Origin of the sequence: Gordonia alkaliphila, assembly GCF_039542465.1 — a bacterium.
GTDB classification, from domain to species: domain Bacteria; phylum Actinomycetota; class Actinomycetes; order Mycobacteriales; family Mycobacteriaceae; genus Gordonia; species Gordonia alkaliphila.
In genome coordinates, this window is sequence record NZ_BAABIE010000010.1 from 133,144 (window position 1) to 151,967 (window position 18,824).

Below are 18,824 nucleotides of genomic sequence, written 5' to 3' on the forward strand. Positions count from 1 at the left end.
GCGTGCTGATCCGCCTGCTCCGCTCCTATCTCGCGAAGTACCGGGGACTGTTGGCGGCCGTGGTCGGCCTGCAATTGGTGGCCACGGTCGCCATGCTGTATCTCCCGACGCTGAACGCCGACATCATCGACAACGGCATCGCCAAGGGCGACACCGGCTACATCCTGCGCATCGGCGGCTGGATGCTGGCGATCTCGGCGGCCCAGGTGATCTGTTCGGTGGCGGCGATGTTCTTCGGCGCCCGCGCCGCCCTCGGCACCGGCCGCGACATCCGGCACGACCTGATGCATCGGATCAACGACTTCTCCTCCCGCGAGGTGGGGCAGTTCGGTGCGCCGTCGCTCATCACTCGCACCACCAACGACGTCCAACAGGTGCAGTTGCTGGCGGTGATGGGCATCTCGATCCTGGTGATGGCCCCGATCATGGGGATCGGCGGGATCGTGATGGGCATGACCATCGCGTTCTCCATCTCCTGGATTCTGGTGGTCGCGGTGCCGGTGCTCGGCCTCACGATGGGCGTGATCATCGCCCGGATGGTGCCCGCGTTCCGCGCCATGCAGGAGCGGATCGACGACGTGAACCGGGTGCTGCGCGAGCAGATCACCGGCATCCGCGTGGTCCGCGCCTTCGTGCGGGAACGCCACGAGATCGCCCGCTTCGGCGTCGCCAACGATTCGCTGGCCGACGCCTCGCTGCGCGTCGGCAAGATGATGGCGCTGATGTTCCCGGCCGTCATGCTGATCACCAACCTCACGCTGGTGGCGGTGCTGTGGTTCGGCGGCAAGCAGATCGACAGCGGCAGCGTGGAGATCGGCGCGCTCACCGCGATGATCACGTACGTCATGCAGATCATGATGGCGGTGATGATGGCGTCGTTCCTGGCCATGATGGCCCCGCGCGCCGGCGTCTGCGCCGACCGCATCTGCGAGGTCCTCGACACCGAGAGTTCGGTGCGCGCACCGCTCGTGGCCGCCCCGATCACCGGCGATCCGGCCGTCGTCGAGTTCGACGACGTGGAGTTCGGCTATCCGGGCGCCGACGATCCGGTGTTCTCCGGCGTCGCGTTCACCACCGCGCCGGGTACCACCACCGCCGTCGTCGGCTCCACCGGCACCGGCAAGTCGACGCTGATCAATCTGATTCCGCGCCTGATCGACGTGACCGGCGGCGCGGTCCGCGTCGGCGGCACCGACATCCGCGACGTCGATCCGGATGCCCTGCGCCAGCACATCGGCCTGGTGCCGCAGCGCGCGTTCCTGTTCTCCGGCACCGTCGCCGACAACCTGCGGCAGGGCAAGGCCGACGCCACCGAAGAGCAGATGTGGGAGGCGCTGGCGATCGCGCAGGCCGAGGACTTCGTGCGGGCCATGCCCGAAGGTCTGGAGACCGACATCGCGCAGGGCGGCACCACGGTGTCCGGCGGCCAGCGTCAGCGCCTCGCGATCGCCCGGGCCCTGATCCGCAGGCCGTCCATCTACCTGTTCGACGACTCGTTCTCCGCGCTCGACCTCGCGACCGACGCGAAGCTGCGCGCCGCCCTGGCCCCGGCCACCCGGGACGCCGCGGTGATCGTCGTCGCCCAACGCATGTCCACCATCATCGGCGCCGACCAGATCCTGGTGTTGGAGAAGGGCGCGGTGGTCGGGTTGGGCACGCACGACGACCTGCTGCTCACCTGCCCGACCTACGCGGAGATCGTCGAATCCCAGCTGGCGATCGGAGCGGCGTCGTGACGCGGCCCGGTGGCGGCCACCCGGGTGCCACTCCGTCGTTGGAGAAGGCCCGTTCGTTCGGCCCCTCGCTGAAGCGGCTGATCGCCAACCTCTCCGACTATCGCGGCCGTCTGCTCCTGGTGCTCGGCTCGATCGTGGCGTCGGTGACGCTCACCGCGCTCGCTCCCCGCGTCCTCGGCGATGCCACCAACCTGCTGTTCGAGGGCGTGATCGGCGGCCGACTGCCGGCCGGGATCACCAAGGAACAGGCCGTCGACGGGCTGCGCGCCCGCGGCGACCACACCTTCGCCGACATGGTGAGTTCGATGAATCTGACTCCCGGTCAGGGCATCGACTTCTCCGCGGTCGGACGCGTGCTGCTCATCGTGTCGGCGCTGTACCTCGGGTCGGCGCTGCTCGGCTGGCTGGCCGCATACCTGCTCAATCAGGTGGTGGTCGGCACCATCGCCGCCCTGCGCGCGCGGGTCGAGGACAAGGTGCACCGCCTCCCGCTGTCGTACTACGACAGGGCGGCGCGCGGCGACCTCCTCAGCCGCGTGACCAACGACCTCGACAACCTGTCGCAGAGCCTGCAGCAGACCATCAGCCAGCTGCTGAACTCGGTGCTGATGGTGATCGCGATCCTGGTGATGATGTTGACCATCTCGCCGCTGCTGTCGCTGATCGCAGTGGCCACCGTGCCGCTCGCGGTGATCGCGACGGCGCTGATCGCCAAGCGGTCCAAGCCGCACTTCGTCCGGCAGTGGAGCTCCACCGGCAAGCTCAACGCGCAGGTGGAGGAGACCTTCACCGGGCACGAGCTGGTGAAGGCCTTCGGTCGCCGCGAAGCGGTGGAGGAGGTCTTCGATCGGGACAACGAGGCCCTCTACGAGTCGAGCTGGAAGGCCCAGTTCATCTCCGGCATCATCATGCCGACCATCATGTTCCTCGGGAACCTGAACTACGTCGCGGTGGCCGTGGTCGGCGGCCTGCGCGTGGCGTCGGGCCAGCTGAGCCTGGGCGAGGTGCAGGCCTTCATCCAGTACTCGCGCCAGTTCACGCAGCCGCTCACGCAGATCGGCTCGATGTTCAACCTCATGCAGAGCGGTGTGGCCTCGGCCGAACGCATCTACGACGTGCTCGACGAGCCGGAGGAATCGCCGGACCCGGTCGACCCGGTGACCCCGCGCTCCGATTCCGGCCACATCGAGTTCGACGACGTGTCGTTCCGCTACCGCGCCGATCGCCCGCTGATCGAGAACCTGTCCTTACAGGCGCGGCCCGGCCAGATGGTCGCCATCGTCGGACCCACCGGCGCGGGCAAGACCACGCTGGTGAATCTGATCCTGCGGTTCTACGACGTCGACTCCGGCCGAATTCTGGTCGACGGCGCCGACGCCGCCCAGATGACCCGCGACGATCTGCGCGAGCGCACCGGCATGGTGCTGCAGGACTCGTGGCTCTTCGGCGGCACCATCTACGACAACATCGCCTACGGCGACCCGAGCGCCAGCCGCGAGGAGGTGATCGCGGCGGCCAAGGCCAGCCACGTCGACCACTTCGTGCACACGCTGCCCGACGGCTATGACACGGTGCTCGACGACGAGGGCGGCGGGGTGAGCGCCGGCGAACGCCAGCTGATCACCATCGCCCGCGCCTTCCTCGCCAAGCCGACCATCTTGATCCTCGACGAGGCCACCAGCTCGGTGGACACCCGCACCGAGCTGCTGATCGGCGAGGCGATGGCCAACCTGAGCAGTGACCGCACGAGCTTCGTGATCGCGCACCGCCTGTCCACCATCCGGAACGCGGATCTGATCGTGGTGATGGAGGACGGTCACATCGTCGAACAGGGCACGCACGAGGAGCTGCTCAGCTCCCGTGGGGCGTATTTCAACCTCTACAACGCGCAGTTCGCCGCCGCCGTCGACGGATAAATTCCGGACCGGAATTCTTCGTCGACGCTGCTACCTGCACCGATGGCCAATACTGGGCTTTCGCGTCCAATGCCGGCCGAACCTTCCTGCCTACCCTCGTTCCGGCGCGGCAAGCCTGCCGCGACCTATGGAGAACGAAGGGGAGACGCGAACGATGCGTACCAAGAAGGTCCTGGCCGGAGCAGCAGTGGCGATGTGCGCGGCGGGTGCAGCCGCCGGCGTGTTGGGTGCAGGAACGGCCGCGGCGGCCGATAACTACTCGGTGACCCTGTCCCGCGCGGAGACCGCCGTCATCGCCGCGCACGGCCTCGGCGACGCGTTCTCGAACGTCCCGCGCATCCCGACCGTCCTTTTGAATCCGCATTTCGGGCGCATGATCCAGTTGGGGGCCGACGACGCGGTGAGCGAGGGCGGGTGCATTCGACTGGGCATCACCCGCGGCGCAAGCTACACCAGCAACTCGGTGAGCACCCTCCCCGCCGGCCAGTGCCGCTGATCGCCCGGCACCCCGGAGTCACGTCGATCGTCGACGGGCCCATGGCCTCTGATTGAGCGGATTACGGCTCCGTAGTATTGGCCTTGTGAACGCCGCCGCACAGCAGACCCCGACCGGACCGGGTTCGGCGAAACCCGACACCCGCCGTCCGCGGAGTTGGCATCAGCGGGCCGGCATGCCGGTGCGCGTGTGGATGGTGGTGCTGATCGGCATCGGGCTGACGCACTTCGCGCTTCCCGAGTCGCGCTGGCTGATCGTGCACGTCTTCACCATCGGGCTGGTCGCGAACTCGATTCTGGTGTGGTCGCAGACCCTCGCCGAACGCTTCCTCGGCTACCACCTGCCGCCGGAACGTCGCTTGGTTCAGTTGCTGCGGATCTACACGCTCAACCTCGGGCTGCTGGTGACCATCGTCGGCATGCTGGCGGTGCTCTGGCCGGTGACCCTGGTGGGCGCGGTGCTGATCGGCACGGTGGTGGCGTGGCACGCCTGGGCTCTGGCCCGGCTCATCGTCGAAGCGCAACGGCACCGCCACGCGGAGGGGCAGGGGCCGGCGGAGAACGCGATCAGCGCGTGGTTCTTCGTCGCCTCGGCCTGCCTCCTGCCCTTCGGCGCGGCCGCCGGCGTGCTGCTGGCCTACGGCTTCGCCGATCCGCAGCAGGCCGGTTTCCTGCTGACCCACCAGGCGTTGAACGTGCTCGGTTTCCTGGGGCTGGCGGCCGCGGGCGTGCTGCTGGTGATGTACCCGCGACTGCTCGGTGCCACGCAGGTGCGGAATCGGCGACGACCCTACGCCCTCGTCGTGCTGCCCACCGCGATCGCGGTGATCTGCGCGGGCGCGCTCGCCGACCTGGCGGTACTGGCCGCAGCCGGTGTGGGCCTCTACCTGGCCGGGTGGCTGCTGATCGTCGTGCCGTTCGTTCCGGTGGCCCTGCGTCATCCGCCCGATTCGTATGCGTCCGCGTCGATCTCGGCGGCGCTGCTCTGGCTGCTGGGGTCGCTGGTCGCGTACCTCGTGGTGTTGCTGACCGGACCGTTCGAGGTGACCCGGCTGAGCCTGCTGTCCATGTGGTTCCTGGCGGGATTCGCCGGACAGCTGCTGCTCGGCGTGATGAGTCACCTGCTCCCCACCCTGATGGGCGGCGGCCCGGTGACCGCGGCGGGTGCCGCCGAGATGAACCGGTGGTGGCTGTGGCGCGTGCTGGTGATCAACGGTGGCCTGGTGCTGTGGCTGCTGCCGCTGGGCAGTTGGGCCAAGGTCGGGCTGTCGTCGTTGGTGATGCTCGCGTTCATCCTGTTCCTGCCGATCATGATCCTCAGCGCCCGCGCCGCCATGCAGGTGCGTCGCGCGCTAGCCGCCGAGGCCGACGCCCCCGACTCCGATTCCGACGCCGACGCCCCCAGTGCGCCCGCTCCGAAGCCCGGACCGCAGCGCGGCCTGCAGTCGGTCGCGGCCGCCGCGGCCCTGGCCCTGGTGGTCTCGGTGGCCACCGCCCTCGGCGGCTCCGACGCCGCGGTGATCGACGCCTCCGGTTCCGTGGCCCCCACCGGCAAGACCGAGACCGTGCAGGTCGACGCCGTCGGCATGCGTTTCACCCCGGAGACCATCACCGTGGCGCCCGGCGACCGCCTGATCCTCACGGTGACCAACAAGGCCGACCAGGTGCACGACCTCGTGCTCGAGACCGGTCAGAGCACCGGTCGTCTAGCCCCCGGCGCCAGCGCCACCATCGACGTGGGCGTGGTCGGTCGGGCGATCGAGGGCTGGTGCTCCATCGTCGGACATCGGCAGCAGGGCATGGTGCTGCACATCCGCACCACCGGCGACGCACCCGACACCGGTGGCAGTGGCGGACACCAGATGGACATGTCCGGCGGGTCCGGCGCGGCCCCGCCCGTCGACCTGATGGACGAGCCCGGGCCCGGCTTCGTCGCCCGCGATCCACGGCTGGCACCCGCACCCGCCGAGAACACCCACAAGTACACGTTCACCGTGACCGAGGGCCCCGGCGAGGTGGCGCCCGGCGTGCGGCAAACACTGTGGACCTACAACGGCACGGCGATGGGGCCCACGCTGCGCGGCAAGCGCGGCGACGTCTTCGAGATCACCCTGGTCAACAACGGCACCATGGCGCATTCGATCGACTTCCACGCGGGCATGGTCTCGCCGGACACCAACATGCGCGACATCAACCCGGGCGAGCGCCTGGTGTACCGATTCACCGCCGTGCGCACCGGCATCTGGCTGTACCACTGCGCCACCATGCCCATGCCCGTCCACCTGGCCGCGGGCATGTTCGGGGCCGTGGTGATCGACCCGCCGGATCTATCCCCGGTCGACGCCGAGTACCTGTTCACCCAGTCCGAGTGGTACCTCGGGCCCGACGGCGGACCGATCGACGCCGCCAAGGTCGCCGCCGGAGTGCCCGACCTGGTGATGTTCAACGGCTACGCGAACCAGTACGTGTACCGCCCGCTGCGGGCCAAGGTGGGCGACCGCCTCCGCCTGTGGGTGCTCGACGCCGGTCCCAACGAACCGCTGTCGTTCCACGTGATCGGCAGCCTGTTCGACACCGTCTACTCCGAGGGCACCTACCAGCTGCGGCGCGACGACCCGCTCGGCGGCGGCTCCCAGGCCCTCGGCCTCCTTCCGGCGCAGGGCGGCTTCGTGGAACTCACGTTCACCGAGCCCGGCTCCTACACCTTCCTCAACCACCGCATGTTCGACAGCGACCGCGGCGCGATGGGCACGATCATCGTCGACTGATCGCCGCTACCCGCGAGTTCGCTGGCACAGAGACGGTCACCGTGGTCATAGTGACCACGGTGCCCCCGCCGGTGCCAGCGAACTCCCCACCCGCCGGATTCCTGCCGGCCCCGCTCAGCCCGCGGTGGCGAGCTCGATCAACTTCGCGACGGTGCGCAGATTCCGGGCGGTGCCCGGCACGCCGAGCCCCTTGGCGATCACCGGGGCCGACAGCCGGGTCTTGCCCGCACCGCCGGGGTAGTCCAGGTGCAGGTCGTCGCCGATCACGGCGAGTTTCTCGCCCGCACCGAACTCGCGCGCGACGAACTCCGCGGCGGCCACTGGGTCGGGCGGGCCGGCCAGGAAGCAGATGTGTCCGGACGGTGCTTCGGCGAAGTCGGGCGCGGTGGCGAACGGATAGGCGGCCAAGGCCGCCTCCAGCTCCTGGACGCTGCGCGAGATCACCTCGCGGAAGAAGCCGAACTCGTCCTCGACGGCCCGCTCGAGTGCCCGATCGAAGTCGGCGGGCTCGGCCGGCGGCCGCGCGAGGAGGTTCCCGGACGCGATGTAGGTGGACACGTCGGTCGCCCCGAGGTCGGCGGCGATCTCCCGCAGCCGCGCCATCGGCAGCTTCGCACCGCCCACGTTGACCGCACGGAACAGGTGGACTCGGGGCGCGTCGTCGGACATGGTTCTCAGCTTTTCACGCCCGGCCGCCCGCCCGGTACCGTTGCGTCCCATGAGCGATGCGGTGGTCGAGATCTCGACGGACGGTGCGTGCCTGGGCAATCCGGGGCCGGGCGGCTGGGGCGCCGTGCTCCGCTACAAGGGCACCGAGAAGCAGCTCTCCGGCGCCGAGCCGAACACCACGAACAACCGGATGGAACTGCAGGCCGCCATCGAGGGACTGGCCGCGCTGACCCGGCCGTCGTCGGTGATCCTCTACACCGACTCGGTGTACGTGCGCGACGGCATCACCAAGTGGGTCGCCGGCTGGCAGCGCAACGGCTGGAAGACCGCGGCGAAGAAGCCGGTGAAGAACGACGAGCTGTGGAAGCGCCTGGTCGACGAGGAGAAGCGGCACCGGGTCGAGTGGCGATGGGTCAAGGGCCACAACGGCGACCACTACAACGAGATCGCCGACGACCTCGCCACCTCCGCCGCCCGCTCCCTCCGCGACGGCTGACCCCCTCCCTCCCCGCCCGACCGCGTGTCGCGACCCTGATCCCGGGTCGCTCGCGGAGCCCGCGCGGCGACGCGGCAGCAGGGTCGCGACACGCCAGAGCGGGGGCGGGCGCGGGCGCGGGCGGGGAGCGGCGTCAGATCTGGATCGGCGGGAAGAGCTGCACCATCGTGTACTGCCGATTCCGGCGGGCACCCCAGGCGCTGATCGCCACGCTCACCACGAGCAGTCCGGCGAGCACCGCCACGGCCACCCAGAAGCGGCTGTCCACGCCGCCGGAGATCATCTGCCGCATGCCGGTCACGGCATAACTCATCGGATCCCACGGGTGCAGCACCTGCGCCGGCGTCGCGGTGGTCGGCACCGGATAGATGCCGCCCGACGCCACGATCTGCACCATCAGGAACGCCAACGACATCACGCGCCCCACGGCCACGCCGAGGATCACGTTGAACATCTGCATCACCGCCAGGAACGCCGCGGAGATCAGCAGCATGAACGCCACCAGCCCCAGTGCGTGGGCCGCGTTCAGGCCGACGGCGAACTGCGCCACCACGAACATCACCACCACCTGCGCGACGGCGATGAGGAACGCCGGCCAGTACGACCACAGCACCGCGCGCAGGCCGCTCACCCCGGCGATCACCGGCCGCGGCTGCAGCGGCTTGATCAGCATCCAGATGATCATCGCGCCGATGAACAGGGCCAACGTGAGGAAGAAGGGCGCGAAGCCGACGCCGAAGGTGGGCGCCGGGTTGTGCGTGGTCTCCTTCAACGCGACCGGCGTCGACAGGTTGCCCGCGACGTCCTGCCGCTGCGCCTGGTCCCCGAAGTCGGGGATCGCCTTGACGCCGTCGGCCAGGCCGGTGGCGAGACGGTTCGCGCCCGCGTCCAGCTGCGGCAGGCCCGCAGCGAGCTGACCCGCACCGTCGGCGAGCCGGTCGCTGCCGTCGGACAGCTGCCCCAGACCGTCGGACAGCGTGGCCGACCCGTCCTTCAACTGCGCTGCGCCCGAGCGCAATTGCTCCACCTTCGCGGACAGATCACCCGACTGGAGCTGGGCGAGCATCGACGACGCCGACCCGTTCGGTCCCGCGAACTGCGTCGACAGTGCCCGCGCTTGTCCGGCCAACTGCTTGATCTGCGCGGTGATCGTCGGATCCATCCCGGCGCGGACCAGCACGCCGTGCACGGGTTCGAGAAGGTCGGCCACCTGCCCGGCCACGCGGCCCAGCTCGGCCGCCGATTCCGCCGTCATCGACAGGGACGACGCTTGGTCGAGCAGCGGCAGCAGCGGCGCGGTCGCCGCGGCGACGCCGTCGGCCAGCTGCGCGTTCCCGGCGGCCAGCTGGGCGGCGCCGTCGCGGGCGACGCCCAAGTTGGCAGCCAGTTCGTCGGCCCCCTGGGACAACTGCTGCGCGCCCGAGTTGGCGGTGCCGAGGCCGTCGGCGAGCTGCTTGGCACCGTCGGCGGCTTCGACGAGACCGGTCCCGGCACTCTGCAGTCCGACCAGCACCTGGTCCACGGCCTGCTCGCCGATCCCCTCGTTCAACGCTGCCGTCACCTGGGCGGCGGCGCTGTTGCCGATCACCGTGGCGAGGTAGTTGTTGGCGTCGTTGAAGGTGAATTCGACGGTGGCCTTGTGCGGATCGGGTCCGGTCGCCGAGGCGATCGCGGAGCTGAAGTCCTTCGGGATGGTGATGGTGAAGTAGTAGCGGCCGTGCGCGAGGCCGTCCGCGGCCTCGGCGGCGTCGACGCTGCGCAGATCCAGCTCGCCGCTGGCCTTCAGCTTCGCGACCACTTCGTCGCCCGCGGCCAGGTGCTTGCCCTGCGCCTGCGCGCCGGTGTCCTCGTTGACCAGCGCCACCGGCAGCTTGTTGACGTCGTCGAACGGATTCCAGAAGACCCACAGATACATCGCCCCGTACAGCAGCGGCAGCAGCACGATGGTGACGATCGCGATGCGCGGCATCGCTCCCTTGGAGTACCGCTTGAGCTCGGTCCCCAGTGACATTCCAGCCAGCACGGCTTACTCCTCGCCTTCCGGGTCGAGCTCCACGACGATCTGTTCCCGGTACCCGAGGGCCGGGTCGACGGTGTTCACGGTGCAGGTGATCACGGTCTGCTCCCGGCCCAGTGCGACGAGACGACGCACCAGCGTGCGCTGGTTCTCGTCGCTCGTGACCTGGTCGATGTTGCCGACCACCAGCAGCGGCGGGCGCCCGGTGTTCGCCAGCGCGACCCGCAACAGCAGCCCGTCCAGCTCGGAGAGATTCTCCACGTACTCGTCCAGCGGAGGCGGCGGCAGCTCCCCGAACACCGGGGCACAGAAGCGTTCGTAGGTCTCCTGATCGGCCCGGCGCACGATCCGATACCAGGGAGCGTCCCAGCGGAGTTGCTCGGTCACCAGGTCGACGACGCGCACCGACGCGTACACCGCGTCGAGGTCCGCGATCGCGGCCAGCCCGGCGAGCGGAAAGATCTTGCCGACGCCGGTGCGTCCCAGCACGGTCAACACGCCCGACTTGGGCTTCATCCGTCCGGCCAGTGTCATCTGCAACGCGGTGCGGCCCGGCCCGGCCGGGCACTGCAGGATGGTCAGGCCGCCGGCCGGGATCTCCAGCTCCAGCGGACCGTACACGCGACCCCAGGGGCCGGTCTGCATCAGTCCGCGCGCCAGCACCGCCGGCGGGGGAGTTTCACTCATGAACGTCGATGCTAGACCCGAAGTCCCTGCTCAACGCCCCGCAAGTGTGGAAACACACGTGCGCAGAATCGCGGTGTCGGGGCTCACACCGCGATGATTCCGGCCTCCCGCAAACGCGCGACGTCGGCGTCTCCGTGACCGAGAACCTCCCGCAGCACCGCTTCGGTGTCCGCGCCGAGCGCCGCCGCCGGGCGGGTGCCGGAGTAGGCGTCGTCGATCCGCATCGGCGAGTTCGCCGAGATCACCGGGCCGATGCCGGGCTGGTCCAGCCGCGCCAGGACGGGCTCGCCGCCCGGGTTCGCCGCGAAGTCGGCGGCCACCTGCGCGGTGCTCCGATACGGGCCCCACAGCACGCCCGCGGCGGTCAGCGCCGAGTGGACGTCCGACGTCGAGCGCGCCGCGAACCACGGCGCGAGCAGCGCTTCGATCTGCGCGCGCTGGGCATACCGCCCCTCATCGGTGGACAGGTCGGATCCCGTCGAATCCGCCAGTGCGGCAAGGCTTTCCGCGGTGTCGGTGGCCGTGCCGAGCGCCACCCACTGCCGGGGCGTCAGCACCGCCACCATGACGTGGTCACCGTCAGCGGTGGCGAAGTCCACACCGAAGGCCCCGTACAGGTGATTGCCGTGCCGCACGCGATCGCCGCGTTCGGCGGCCTCGGAGTACCAGCCCAGATCGGCGACCGCCGCGAGGGCGACGTCGGCCAGCGCGATCTCGATCTGCGCGCCCGCACCCGTGCGATCTCGACGACGCAGCGCCGCCAGCACCGCGGACACCACCTGCTGACCGCACAGCAGATCCCAGGCCGGGAGCACGTGGTTCACCGGATCCGAGGAGTCGGCGGGCCCGGTCATCGTGGCCACTCCGCTGCTGCTGTTGACGGTGTAATCCACCGCGCCGCCGCCGTCCGCGCGCCCCTGCACCTTCACCGAGATCACGTCCGAGCGTCGTGCGGCCAGCGCGTCGTAGGCGAGCCAGTCGCGGCCGACCGCGTTGTCCACCACGATGCCCGCGTCGGGGCCGGGTGCGGTGGCCAGTTCCAGCAACAGGTCACGTCCGGCCTGCTCGCGCAGATTCAGTGCGACAGAACGCTTTTCGCGATTTAGCGAGTTCCAGTACAGGCTCTCCCCGGTCGCCGTCGACAGCGGCCAGCGTCGATGGTCGACGTTCCCGCCCAACGGGTCCACGCGGATCACATCGGCGCCGAGTTGCGCCAGCGCCAGCCCGGCCGACGGGCCGGCCACGAAGCTCGCGAACTCGACCACTCGCACACCGGCCAGCGGTGCTCCCAGCTCCATCGGTCAGCTCACTCGCTCGAAGACCGCCGCCAGGCCCTGACCGCCGCCGATGCACATGGTCTCGACGCCGTAGCGCGCCTCGCGGCGGTCGAGTTCACGCAGCAGCGTGGCCAGGATCCGCACGCCGGTGGCGCCCACCGGATGGCCGAGGGAGATGCCCGAACCGTTCACGTTGACCCGCGCCAGATCGGCGTCGGTGAGCCCGAGCGCCGAGGTGCAGGCGAGTACCTGTGCGGCGAAGGCTTCGTTGAGTTCGATGAGGTCGATGTCGGCGATCCCCAGGCCCGCGCGTTCGAGCGCCAGATTGGTGGCCGGAACCGGGCCGATGCCCATGCGCGAGGGCTCCACACCGGCCACCGCCCACGACACCAGGCGCGCCAGCGGACGCAGCCCCAACTGGGCCGCCTTCTCCGGCGTGGTGACGATGGCGACGGCCGCGCCGTCGTTCTGACCACTGGAATTGCCCGCGGTGACGGTCGACGCCGGGTCCTGTCCGGCCCGCACCGGCTTCAGCGTCGCAAGCTGTTCGAGGGAGGCGTCCGGGCGCGGATGCTCGTCGCGGTCCACCACCGTGTCGCCGCGCCGACCGGGCACGGTCACCGGCACGATCTCGTCGGCGAATCGGCCCTCCTCATGGGCGGCGACGGCCCGCCGATGCGACTGGTAGGCGAGCTCGTCCTGCGCGGCCCGGGTGATCCCGTACTCGGCGCGCAGGTTCTCGGCGGTCTCCAGCATGCCGCCCGGCACCGGGTGGAACTTGCCGCCCGGGGTGAGGCGGCCGCGGCCGATGCGGTCGACGAGCGCGGTGTCGGCGCCTTTCAATCCGAACCGGAGTCCCATCGCGTAGTGCTCGGCCTGACTCATCGACTCCGCACCGCCGGCCAGCACCAGATCGCAGACACCGGTCTGCACCCGCATCGCGGCGTCGAGCACCGCTTGCAGGCCTGCACCGCACCGTCGATCCACCTGCATGCCGGGCACGCGGACATCGAGTCCGGCGTCGAGCGCGGCGACGCGACCGATGGCCGGCGCCTCGGCGTTCGGGTAGCACTGCCCGAAGATCACGTCGTCGATGTCGGAGCTCTCGATACCGGTGCGCGCCACCAGTTCTCGGATCACCGTGGCCGCCAGATCCGCAGGTGGCAGCGCTGCCAACGCACCCCCGTAACGACCGACCGGAGTTCGCAACGGCTCGCACACAATGGCCTCACGCACAGTAAGACCCCTCTCGCATTGGGAATTGTCAGCGTTCGACCTATCTGTACCACGCGACTATTCCGGCCCCTCGAAACTTCTGCCATGATCCGAACATGGGCCGACTCTGCGAAACCGCTGACCTCACCGACGTTCAACGCGCCATGCTCGCGAGTGTTCACGACTTCGTGAACACGCAGATTCTGCCGGTCGCCACCGAGCTCGAAGCGCGCGACGAATACCCGACGGCGATCGTCGAAGCACTGAAAGAGATGGGCGTTTTCGGGATCACCATCGACGAGGAATACGGCGGTCTCGGCGAGTCGCTGCTCACCTACGCGCTCGTCGTGGAAGAGCTCGCGCGAGGCTGGATGAGCATCTCCGGCGTCATCAACACCCACTTCATCGTCGCCCACCTGGTGGCGCAGCACGGCACCCCCGAGCAGCGGGCCGAGTACCTGCCGCGTCTGGCCCGCGGCGAGCTGACCGGCGCGTTCTCCATGTCCGAGCCGGCGTTGGGTTCGGACGTCGCCGCCATCACCACCACCGCCACGCGCGGCGACGACGGCCGGTACACCCTCGACGGCGCCAAGATGTGGCTCACCAACGGCGGCTCGTCGTCGCTGGTGGCGGTCCTGGTGCGCACCCCGAGCGGACAGCCCGGCGGTCGCCATCGCGACCTCACCACGTTCCTGGTGGAGAAGACCCCGGGCTTCGGCGAGGTGGCGCCCGGCCTCACCATCCCCGGGAAGATCGACAAGATGGGCTACAAGGGGATCGACACCACCGAGCTGCTGTTCGACGGTTTCACGATCGACGCCGACAAGATTCTCGGCGGCGAGCCCGGCCGCGGCTTCTATCAGATGATGGACGGCGTGGAAGTGGGCCGAGTGAACGTCGCTGCGCGGGCGGTGGGCATGGCCAACCGTGCCTTCGAGCTGGGCATCGACTACGCCCAGGACCGCGAGACCTTCGGCAAGCCGATCGCCGAACACCAGGCCGTGCTGTTCCGTCTCGCGGAGATGGGCACGAAAGTCGAAGCGGCACACCAGATGGTGGTGCGCGCGGCGCGGATCAAGGACTCGGGTGAACGCAACGACCTCGAAGCCGGAATGGCCAAGTATCTGGCCGCCGAATACTGCCACGAGGTGGTCGAGGACGCCTTCCGGATCCACGGCGGCTACGGCTTCGCGAAGGGCTTCGAGATCGAACGCCTCTATCGTGAAGCACCCATGCTGTTGATCGGCGAAGGCACCGCGGACATCCAACGAATGATCATCGGCCGACGCCTGCTGGAGGACTACGCCAAGTAGCGGTACCCCGCTTCACCGATTCCCCTATCCCCCACCATGATTCCCAAGCAGGGACGCCCCACAACAGGAAGGCCCCGTATGTCGCAGGTCAGCGCTGACGACTTCGCCACCATCCACGCCGCGGTCCGGGACTTCATCCGCACCGCCGTGGTCCCCCGGGAGGCGGAGATCGCCGACGGCGACGCCGTCCCCGAGGACCTCCGACGGGCCGCCAAGGACATCGGCCTGTTCGGCTACGCGATCCCGCAGGAGTACGGCGGCCTCGGTCTGGACCTGGCGCAGGACGTCGAGCTGGCCCAGGAGTTCGGGTACACCAGCCTCGCGCTGCGATCCATGTTCGGCACCAATAACGGCATCGCCGGCCAGGTGCTGGTGAACTTCGGCACCGATCAGCAGAAACAGCAGTGGCTCGGTCCGATCGCCTCCGGCGACGTGGTGGCGTCGTTCGCGCTCACCGAACCGGGCGCCGGATCCAACCCCGCGGGCCTGCGCACCAAGGCGGTCCAGCAGGCCGACGGCAGCTGGATCCTCAACGGCAGCAAGCGATTCATCACCAACGCGCCGCTGGCCGACTTGTTCGTCACCTTCGCCCGGGTGCGGCCCGCGGACGACGACGGTCCCGGAATCGCCGTGTTCCTCGTGCCCGCCGAGGCCGCGGGTGTTTCGGTGGCGCCCCGCGACAAGAAGATGGGACAGGAAGGCGCCTGGACCGCCGACGTCCACTTCGACTCCGTCGCGGTCGACGATGCGGCGCTGGTCGGCGGCAACGTCGACGTCGGCTACCGCGCCGCGATGACCTCGCTGGCCCGCGGCCGCGTGCATATCGCCGCGCTGGCCGTCGGATCCGCGCAGCGCGCGCTCGACGAATCCCTCCGTCACGCCGCGGTGACCACCCAGGGCGGTCAGCCGATCGGCGACTTCCAGCTGGTCCAGGCCATGCTCGCGGACATGGCGACGGGCGTGATGGCCGGGCGAGCACTGGTCCGCGAGGCCGCGGCCGCCTGGGTCGCGGGCACTGATCGACGGATCGCGCCGTCGGCCGCGAAACTGTTCTGCACCGAGATGGCCGGCGACGTCGCCGACAAGGCGGTCCAGGTGCACGGCGGCAGCGGCTACATGCGTGACTCCACCGTGGAGCGGATCTATCGTGACGTGCGACTGCTCCGTCTGTACGAGGGCACCAGTGAGATTCAACGTCTGATCATCGGCGGCGGCCTGGTCCGCCAGACCCGTAAGGAGACCAACGCATGACCACTCTGCTCGACGGCAAGGTCGCCGTCATCACCGGCGGCGCCCAGGGCATCGGCCTCGCGATCGCCGAACGCTTCGTCGCCGAGGGCGCCAAGGTGGTGCTCGGCGACCTGAATATCGAAGCCCTCGACGCGGCCGTCGACGCGCTCGGCGGCACCGACGTGGCCGTCGGCGTCCGGTGCGACGTGACCTCGTCCGAGCAGGTGCAGGCGCTGGTCGACGAGGCGGTCGCCGCCTTCGGCGCGCTCGACGTGATGGTGAACAACGCCGGCATCACCCGCGACGCCACCATGCGGAAGATGACCGAGGAGGACTTCGACCTCGTGGTGGCCGTCCACCTGAAGGGCACGTGGAACGGCACCCGTGCCGCGGCCGCGCACATGCGCGAGCACGGCGGCGGCGCCATCGTGAACATGTCCTCGATCTCCGGCAAGGTGGGCCTCCTGGGGCAGACCAACTACTCGGCCGCGAAGGCCGGCATCGTGGGTCTCACCAAGGCCGCCGCCAAGGAGGTCGCGCACCTCGGTGTCCGGATCAACGCGATCGCGCCGGGCCTGATCCGCACCGCGATGACCGAGGCCATGCCGGAGCGCATCTGGGAGTCCAAGATGGCCGAGATCCCGATGGGCCGCGCCGGTGAACCCAGCGAGATCGCTTCCGTCGCACTGTTTCTCGCGAGCGACCTGTCGTCGTACATGACCGGCACGCTCACCGAGGTGACCGGTGGCCGCCATCTCTAGTCGCTCGGGCGACGCGGAGTGGGCGCCGCACACCGTCGTCAGCGAGGAGTACCTCGACCCGGCACCGGTCGCCGCGCTGGCCGCCCTGCTCGACGACGGACTCCCCGCCCCCCGCGTCGGCGACGTACTGCCGCCGCTGTGGCACTGGGTGGCCCTGCCCCGCTGGTCGCCGTCGTCGCTGCTCGCGGTCGACGGCCACCCGTTCAAGGGCTCGTTCCTGCCGCCGGTGGAGTTGCCGCGGCGGATGTTCGCCGGCGGCACCGCAGCCTTTCCGGGCACGCTGCGGGTCGGCGACACGGTTCGCCGGGAGGCCCGCGTCGAGTCGGTCACCGAGAAGCACGGCCGCAGCGGCACGCTCGTGGTGGTGGTCGTCGGTATCGAGCTCTACGCGCCGGACGGCACCCTCGCGGTGACCGAACAGCAGAACCTCATCTACCGGGAAGCGGCCGCCGTCACCGGCGAGCCGCCGAGCCCGGAATCGGCCGCCGCGCTGGTTCCCTGCGGACCGGCCGTGGTGCCCGACGGCCCCGACCGATGGCGGCTGGTGACCGACCCAACGCTGCTCATGCGGTTCTCTGCAGCGACCGCGAACGCGCACCGCATCCACTACGACTGGCCGTACGCGACCGGGGTGGAGGGCTACCCCGGACTCGTGGTGCACGGGCCGCTGATGACCTTGGCGCTCGCCGAAACCCACCGTCTCGGCGACGACGACCGGCACATCGCTGGCCTGGCCCACCGCAATCTGGCACCGTTGTTCTGCGCGGAACCCGCAGTGCTGCAGTCCGTTCCGAGCGAGAGCGGCACCGCGGTCTCCGTGGTCACCCACACCGACCCGGACGCCGAGCCCCGCGTCCACACCACCCTCGACCTCACCTTCGACACCCCAGGAGCATCATGACCCGCGTATTCAGCAGCCTCGACGACGTCCGCGCCGCCATCGGCGAAGAGATCGGCCCCGGCACCCCGATCACTGTGGAACAGAGTCGGATCGACGCCTTCGCCGACGCCACCGGCGATCACCAGTGGATCCACGTCGATCCGGAGCGCGCCGCCGCCGGGCCCTACGGCGCCACCATCGCGCACGGCTACCTCACGCTGTCGTTGCTGCCGCTGTTCGGCGCCGACCTGTTCACCATGGACTTCGGCGGTGCACGCATCAACTACGGCGTCAACAAGGTCCGCTTCCCCGCACCGGTCCCGGTGAACAGCGTCCTGACCGCCACTGCCACCGTCATCGACGTGGCCGACGGCCCCGCCGGCGCGATGATCACGATCAAGTATGTGGTGACCGCCGAAGGCGCCGCCAAGCCCGCCCTGGTCGCCGAAACCCTGGCGGTCGTCACGCCCTGACACCGAGTTGGGCCGCGGAATAGGGGCCCGCGCCGCCCACCCCTATTCCCCGTCGCGAAACTGTCGCACTTGATGGTCACAGCCCACCATCCGCTACGGTTTCACGCGCTCCGCCCATGAGACATCGCGCCTTGCCGTACGCGCACAAATGGAAACACGTTCGCGGACAAGCGGATCGATTGCTTTGTCACTGCCCTGATCGACCTGACCCCGGTTATCGACGGGACCGGCCCAGCACGGCTGCTCGACATGATCGGCGGACGCTTGAAAACAGGTCCTCAAGACGTGAATGGGCGCGCGAGACCAGCAGTTCCGGGATCGGATCAATGTCGTGGCGATGGACGGATTCACTGGCTACAAGAGCGCCACCACCGAAGAACTCCGCGCGGCCCGAGTGGTGACGGACCCGTTCCACGTCGCGCATCTGGCCGCGGCGTAACTCGACTGGTGCCGGAAACGGATCCAGCAGCAGGTATGCGGACATCGGGGCCGCAAAGACGACCCGCCCTACAAGATCCGCCGGATCCTCCACACCCGCACCGAACTCCTCACCGCCGAGCAGAAAATTGGCTTATATCGTTTTGGTGTTGGGTCTTCCCAGGTCGACAGCCCGCTAGGGTCGAAGGTGGGAGAGGTCTGGTGAGCGCGGTTTTCGGTTGAGGATCAAGCCTCGTGAACAGAGAGTGCGACACCAGGCCTGCCCCGCCAATATGGCCCGTTTGACCAATATGGCCCGTTTGAAGGGAATTGACGGACCGAGCAGGGGGTGAGTCCCCTGGAGTGGTGGGGTTTGGTGGCTCGCTGAGGGCGGTGGACACGCCGGAGAGCTTGGTGTCGCCGTTGGGGTGGGCCATCGCGTGATGATCAGTGAGTTACCTCACAAGTGACTCA

At 69.3% G+C, this 18,824-nt stretch carries 15 protein-coding genes and 1 pseudogene; 11 read left to right on the forward strand and 5 right to left on the reverse strand.

Annotated features, from left to right (window positions below):
- Positions 1-2 precede the first annotated feature (2 nt).
- From ABD989_RS12050 to ABD989_RS12065, 4 genes are all read left to right on the forward strand, one after another.
- A complete protein-coding gene (locus tag ABD989_RS12050; protein ID WP_345313658.1) occupies positions 3-1,736 on the forward strand; it encodes an ABC transporter ATP-binding protein in 1,734 nt (577 codons plus the stop codon).
- Positions 1,733-3,652 carry an ABC transporter ATP-binding protein gene (locus ABD989_RS12055; RefSeq protein WP_345313659.1) on the forward strand — a complete coding sequence of 640 codons (1,920 nt, stop codon included), beginning with the start codon at positions 1,733-1,735 and terminating at the stop codon, positions 3,650-3,652. The genes ABD989_RS12050 and ABD989_RS12055 overlap by 4 nt, the downstream gene beginning before the upstream one ends.
- Before the next feature lie 154 nt (positions 3,653-3,806).
- Entirely contained in the window at positions 3,807-4,148 is a 342-nt protein-coding gene (locus ABD989_RS12060) for a hypothetical protein (protein ID WP_345313660.1), read from the forward strand.
- Between the two features lie 85 nt (positions 4,149-4,233).
- Positions 4,234-6,915 (forward strand): multicopper oxidase domain-containing protein, encoded by a 2,682-nt coding sequence (locus ABD989_RS12065; protein ID WP_345313661.1) that lies wholly within the window; start codon positions 4,234-4,236, stop codon positions 6,913-6,915.
- A gap of 114 nt (positions 6,916-7,029) precedes the next feature.
- Here the strand turns inward: ABD989_RS12065 and ABD989_RS12070 are convergent, their stop codons facing one another.
- Positions 7,030-7,584: a DUF1697 domain-containing protein gene (locus tag ABD989_RS12070; RefSeq protein WP_246992919.1), complete on the reverse strand. Its 555-nt coding sequence runs from the start codon at positions 7,582-7,584 to the stop codon at positions 7,030-7,032.
- Between the two features lie 49 nt (positions 7,585-7,633).
- On the opposite strand from ABD989_RS12070, the gene rnhA reads away from it, so the two are divergent.
- On the forward strand, positions 7,634-8,080 hold the full coding sequence (gene rnhA, locus ABD989_RS12075; RefSeq protein ID WP_345313662.1) for a ribonuclease HI: 447 nt from the start codon (positions 7,634-7,636) through the stop codon (positions 8,078-8,080).
- A 133-nt stretch (positions 8,081-8,213) separates the two neighbouring features.
- Here the strand turns inward: rnhA and ABD989_RS12080 are convergent, their stop codons facing one another.
- The 4 genes from ABD989_RS12080 to ABD989_RS12095 form a co-directional block, all read right to left on the reverse strand.
- Complete coding sequence (locus tag ABD989_RS12080; RefSeq protein ID WP_345313663.1) at positions 8,214-10,103, reverse strand: YhgE/Pip family protein; 1,890 nt, start codon at positions 10,101-10,103, stop codon at positions 8,214-8,216.
- 3 nt (positions 10,104-10,106) lie between these two features.
- Positions 10,107-10,784: a hypothetical protein gene (locus ABD989_RS12085; RefSeq protein WP_345313664.1), complete on the reverse strand. Its 678-nt coding sequence runs from the start codon at positions 10,782-10,784 to the stop codon at positions 10,107-10,109.
- An 83-nt stretch (positions 10,785-10,867) separates the two neighbouring features.
- Entirely contained in the window at positions 10,868-12,082 is a 1,215-nt protein-coding gene (locus ABD989_RS12090) for a CoA transferase (RefSeq protein WP_345313665.1), read from the reverse strand.
- A gap of 3 nt (positions 12,083-12,085) precedes the next feature.
- A complete protein-coding gene (locus ABD989_RS12095; protein ID WP_345313666.1) occupies positions 12,086-13,297 on the reverse strand; it encodes an acetyl-CoA C-acetyltransferase in 1,212 nt (403 codons plus the stop codon).
- Between the two features lie 95 nt (positions 13,298-13,392).
- Between ABD989_RS12095 and ABD989_RS12100 the strand changes: the two genes are divergently transcribed.
- The 6 genes and pseudogenes from ABD989_RS12100 to ABD989_RS12125 all read left to right on the forward strand — a co-directional run.
- Positions 13,393-14,589, forward strand: coding sequence for an acyl-CoA dehydrogenase family protein (locus tag ABD989_RS12100; RefSeq protein WP_345313667.1), 1,197 nt, complete (start codon positions 13,393-13,395; stop codon positions 14,587-14,589).
- 78 nt (positions 14,590-14,667) lie between these two features.
- Positions 14,668-15,840, forward strand: coding sequence for an acyl-CoA dehydrogenase family protein (locus ABD989_RS12105; protein WP_345313668.1), 1,173 nt, complete (start codon positions 14,668-14,670; stop codon positions 15,838-15,840).
- Positions 15,837-16,580: a 3-oxoacyl-ACP reductase FabG gene (gene fabG / locus ABD989_RS12110; protein WP_345313669.1), complete on the forward strand. Its 744-nt coding sequence runs from the start codon at positions 15,837-15,839 to the stop codon at positions 16,578-16,580. Before ABD989_RS12105 ends, fabG begins: the two co-directional genes overlap by 4 nt.
- On the forward strand, positions 16,564-17,481 hold the full coding sequence (locus tag ABD989_RS12115; protein WP_345313670.1) for an HTD2 family dehydratase: 918 nt from the start codon (positions 16,564-16,566) through the stop codon (positions 17,479-17,481). Before fabG ends, ABD989_RS12115 begins: the two co-directional genes overlap by 17 nt.
- A complete protein-coding gene (locus ABD989_RS12120; protein ID WP_345313671.1) occupies positions 17,478-17,933 on the forward strand; it encodes a MaoC family dehydratase in 456 nt (151 codons plus the stop codon). The genes ABD989_RS12115 and ABD989_RS12120 overlap by 4 nt, the downstream gene beginning before the upstream one ends.
- A gap of 143 nt (positions 17,934-18,076) precedes the next feature.
- Positions 18,077-18,438: pseudogene (locus ABD989_RS12125) on the forward strand (transposase); the annotation flags it as partial.
- Positions 18,439-18,824: the final 386 nt, after the last annotated feature.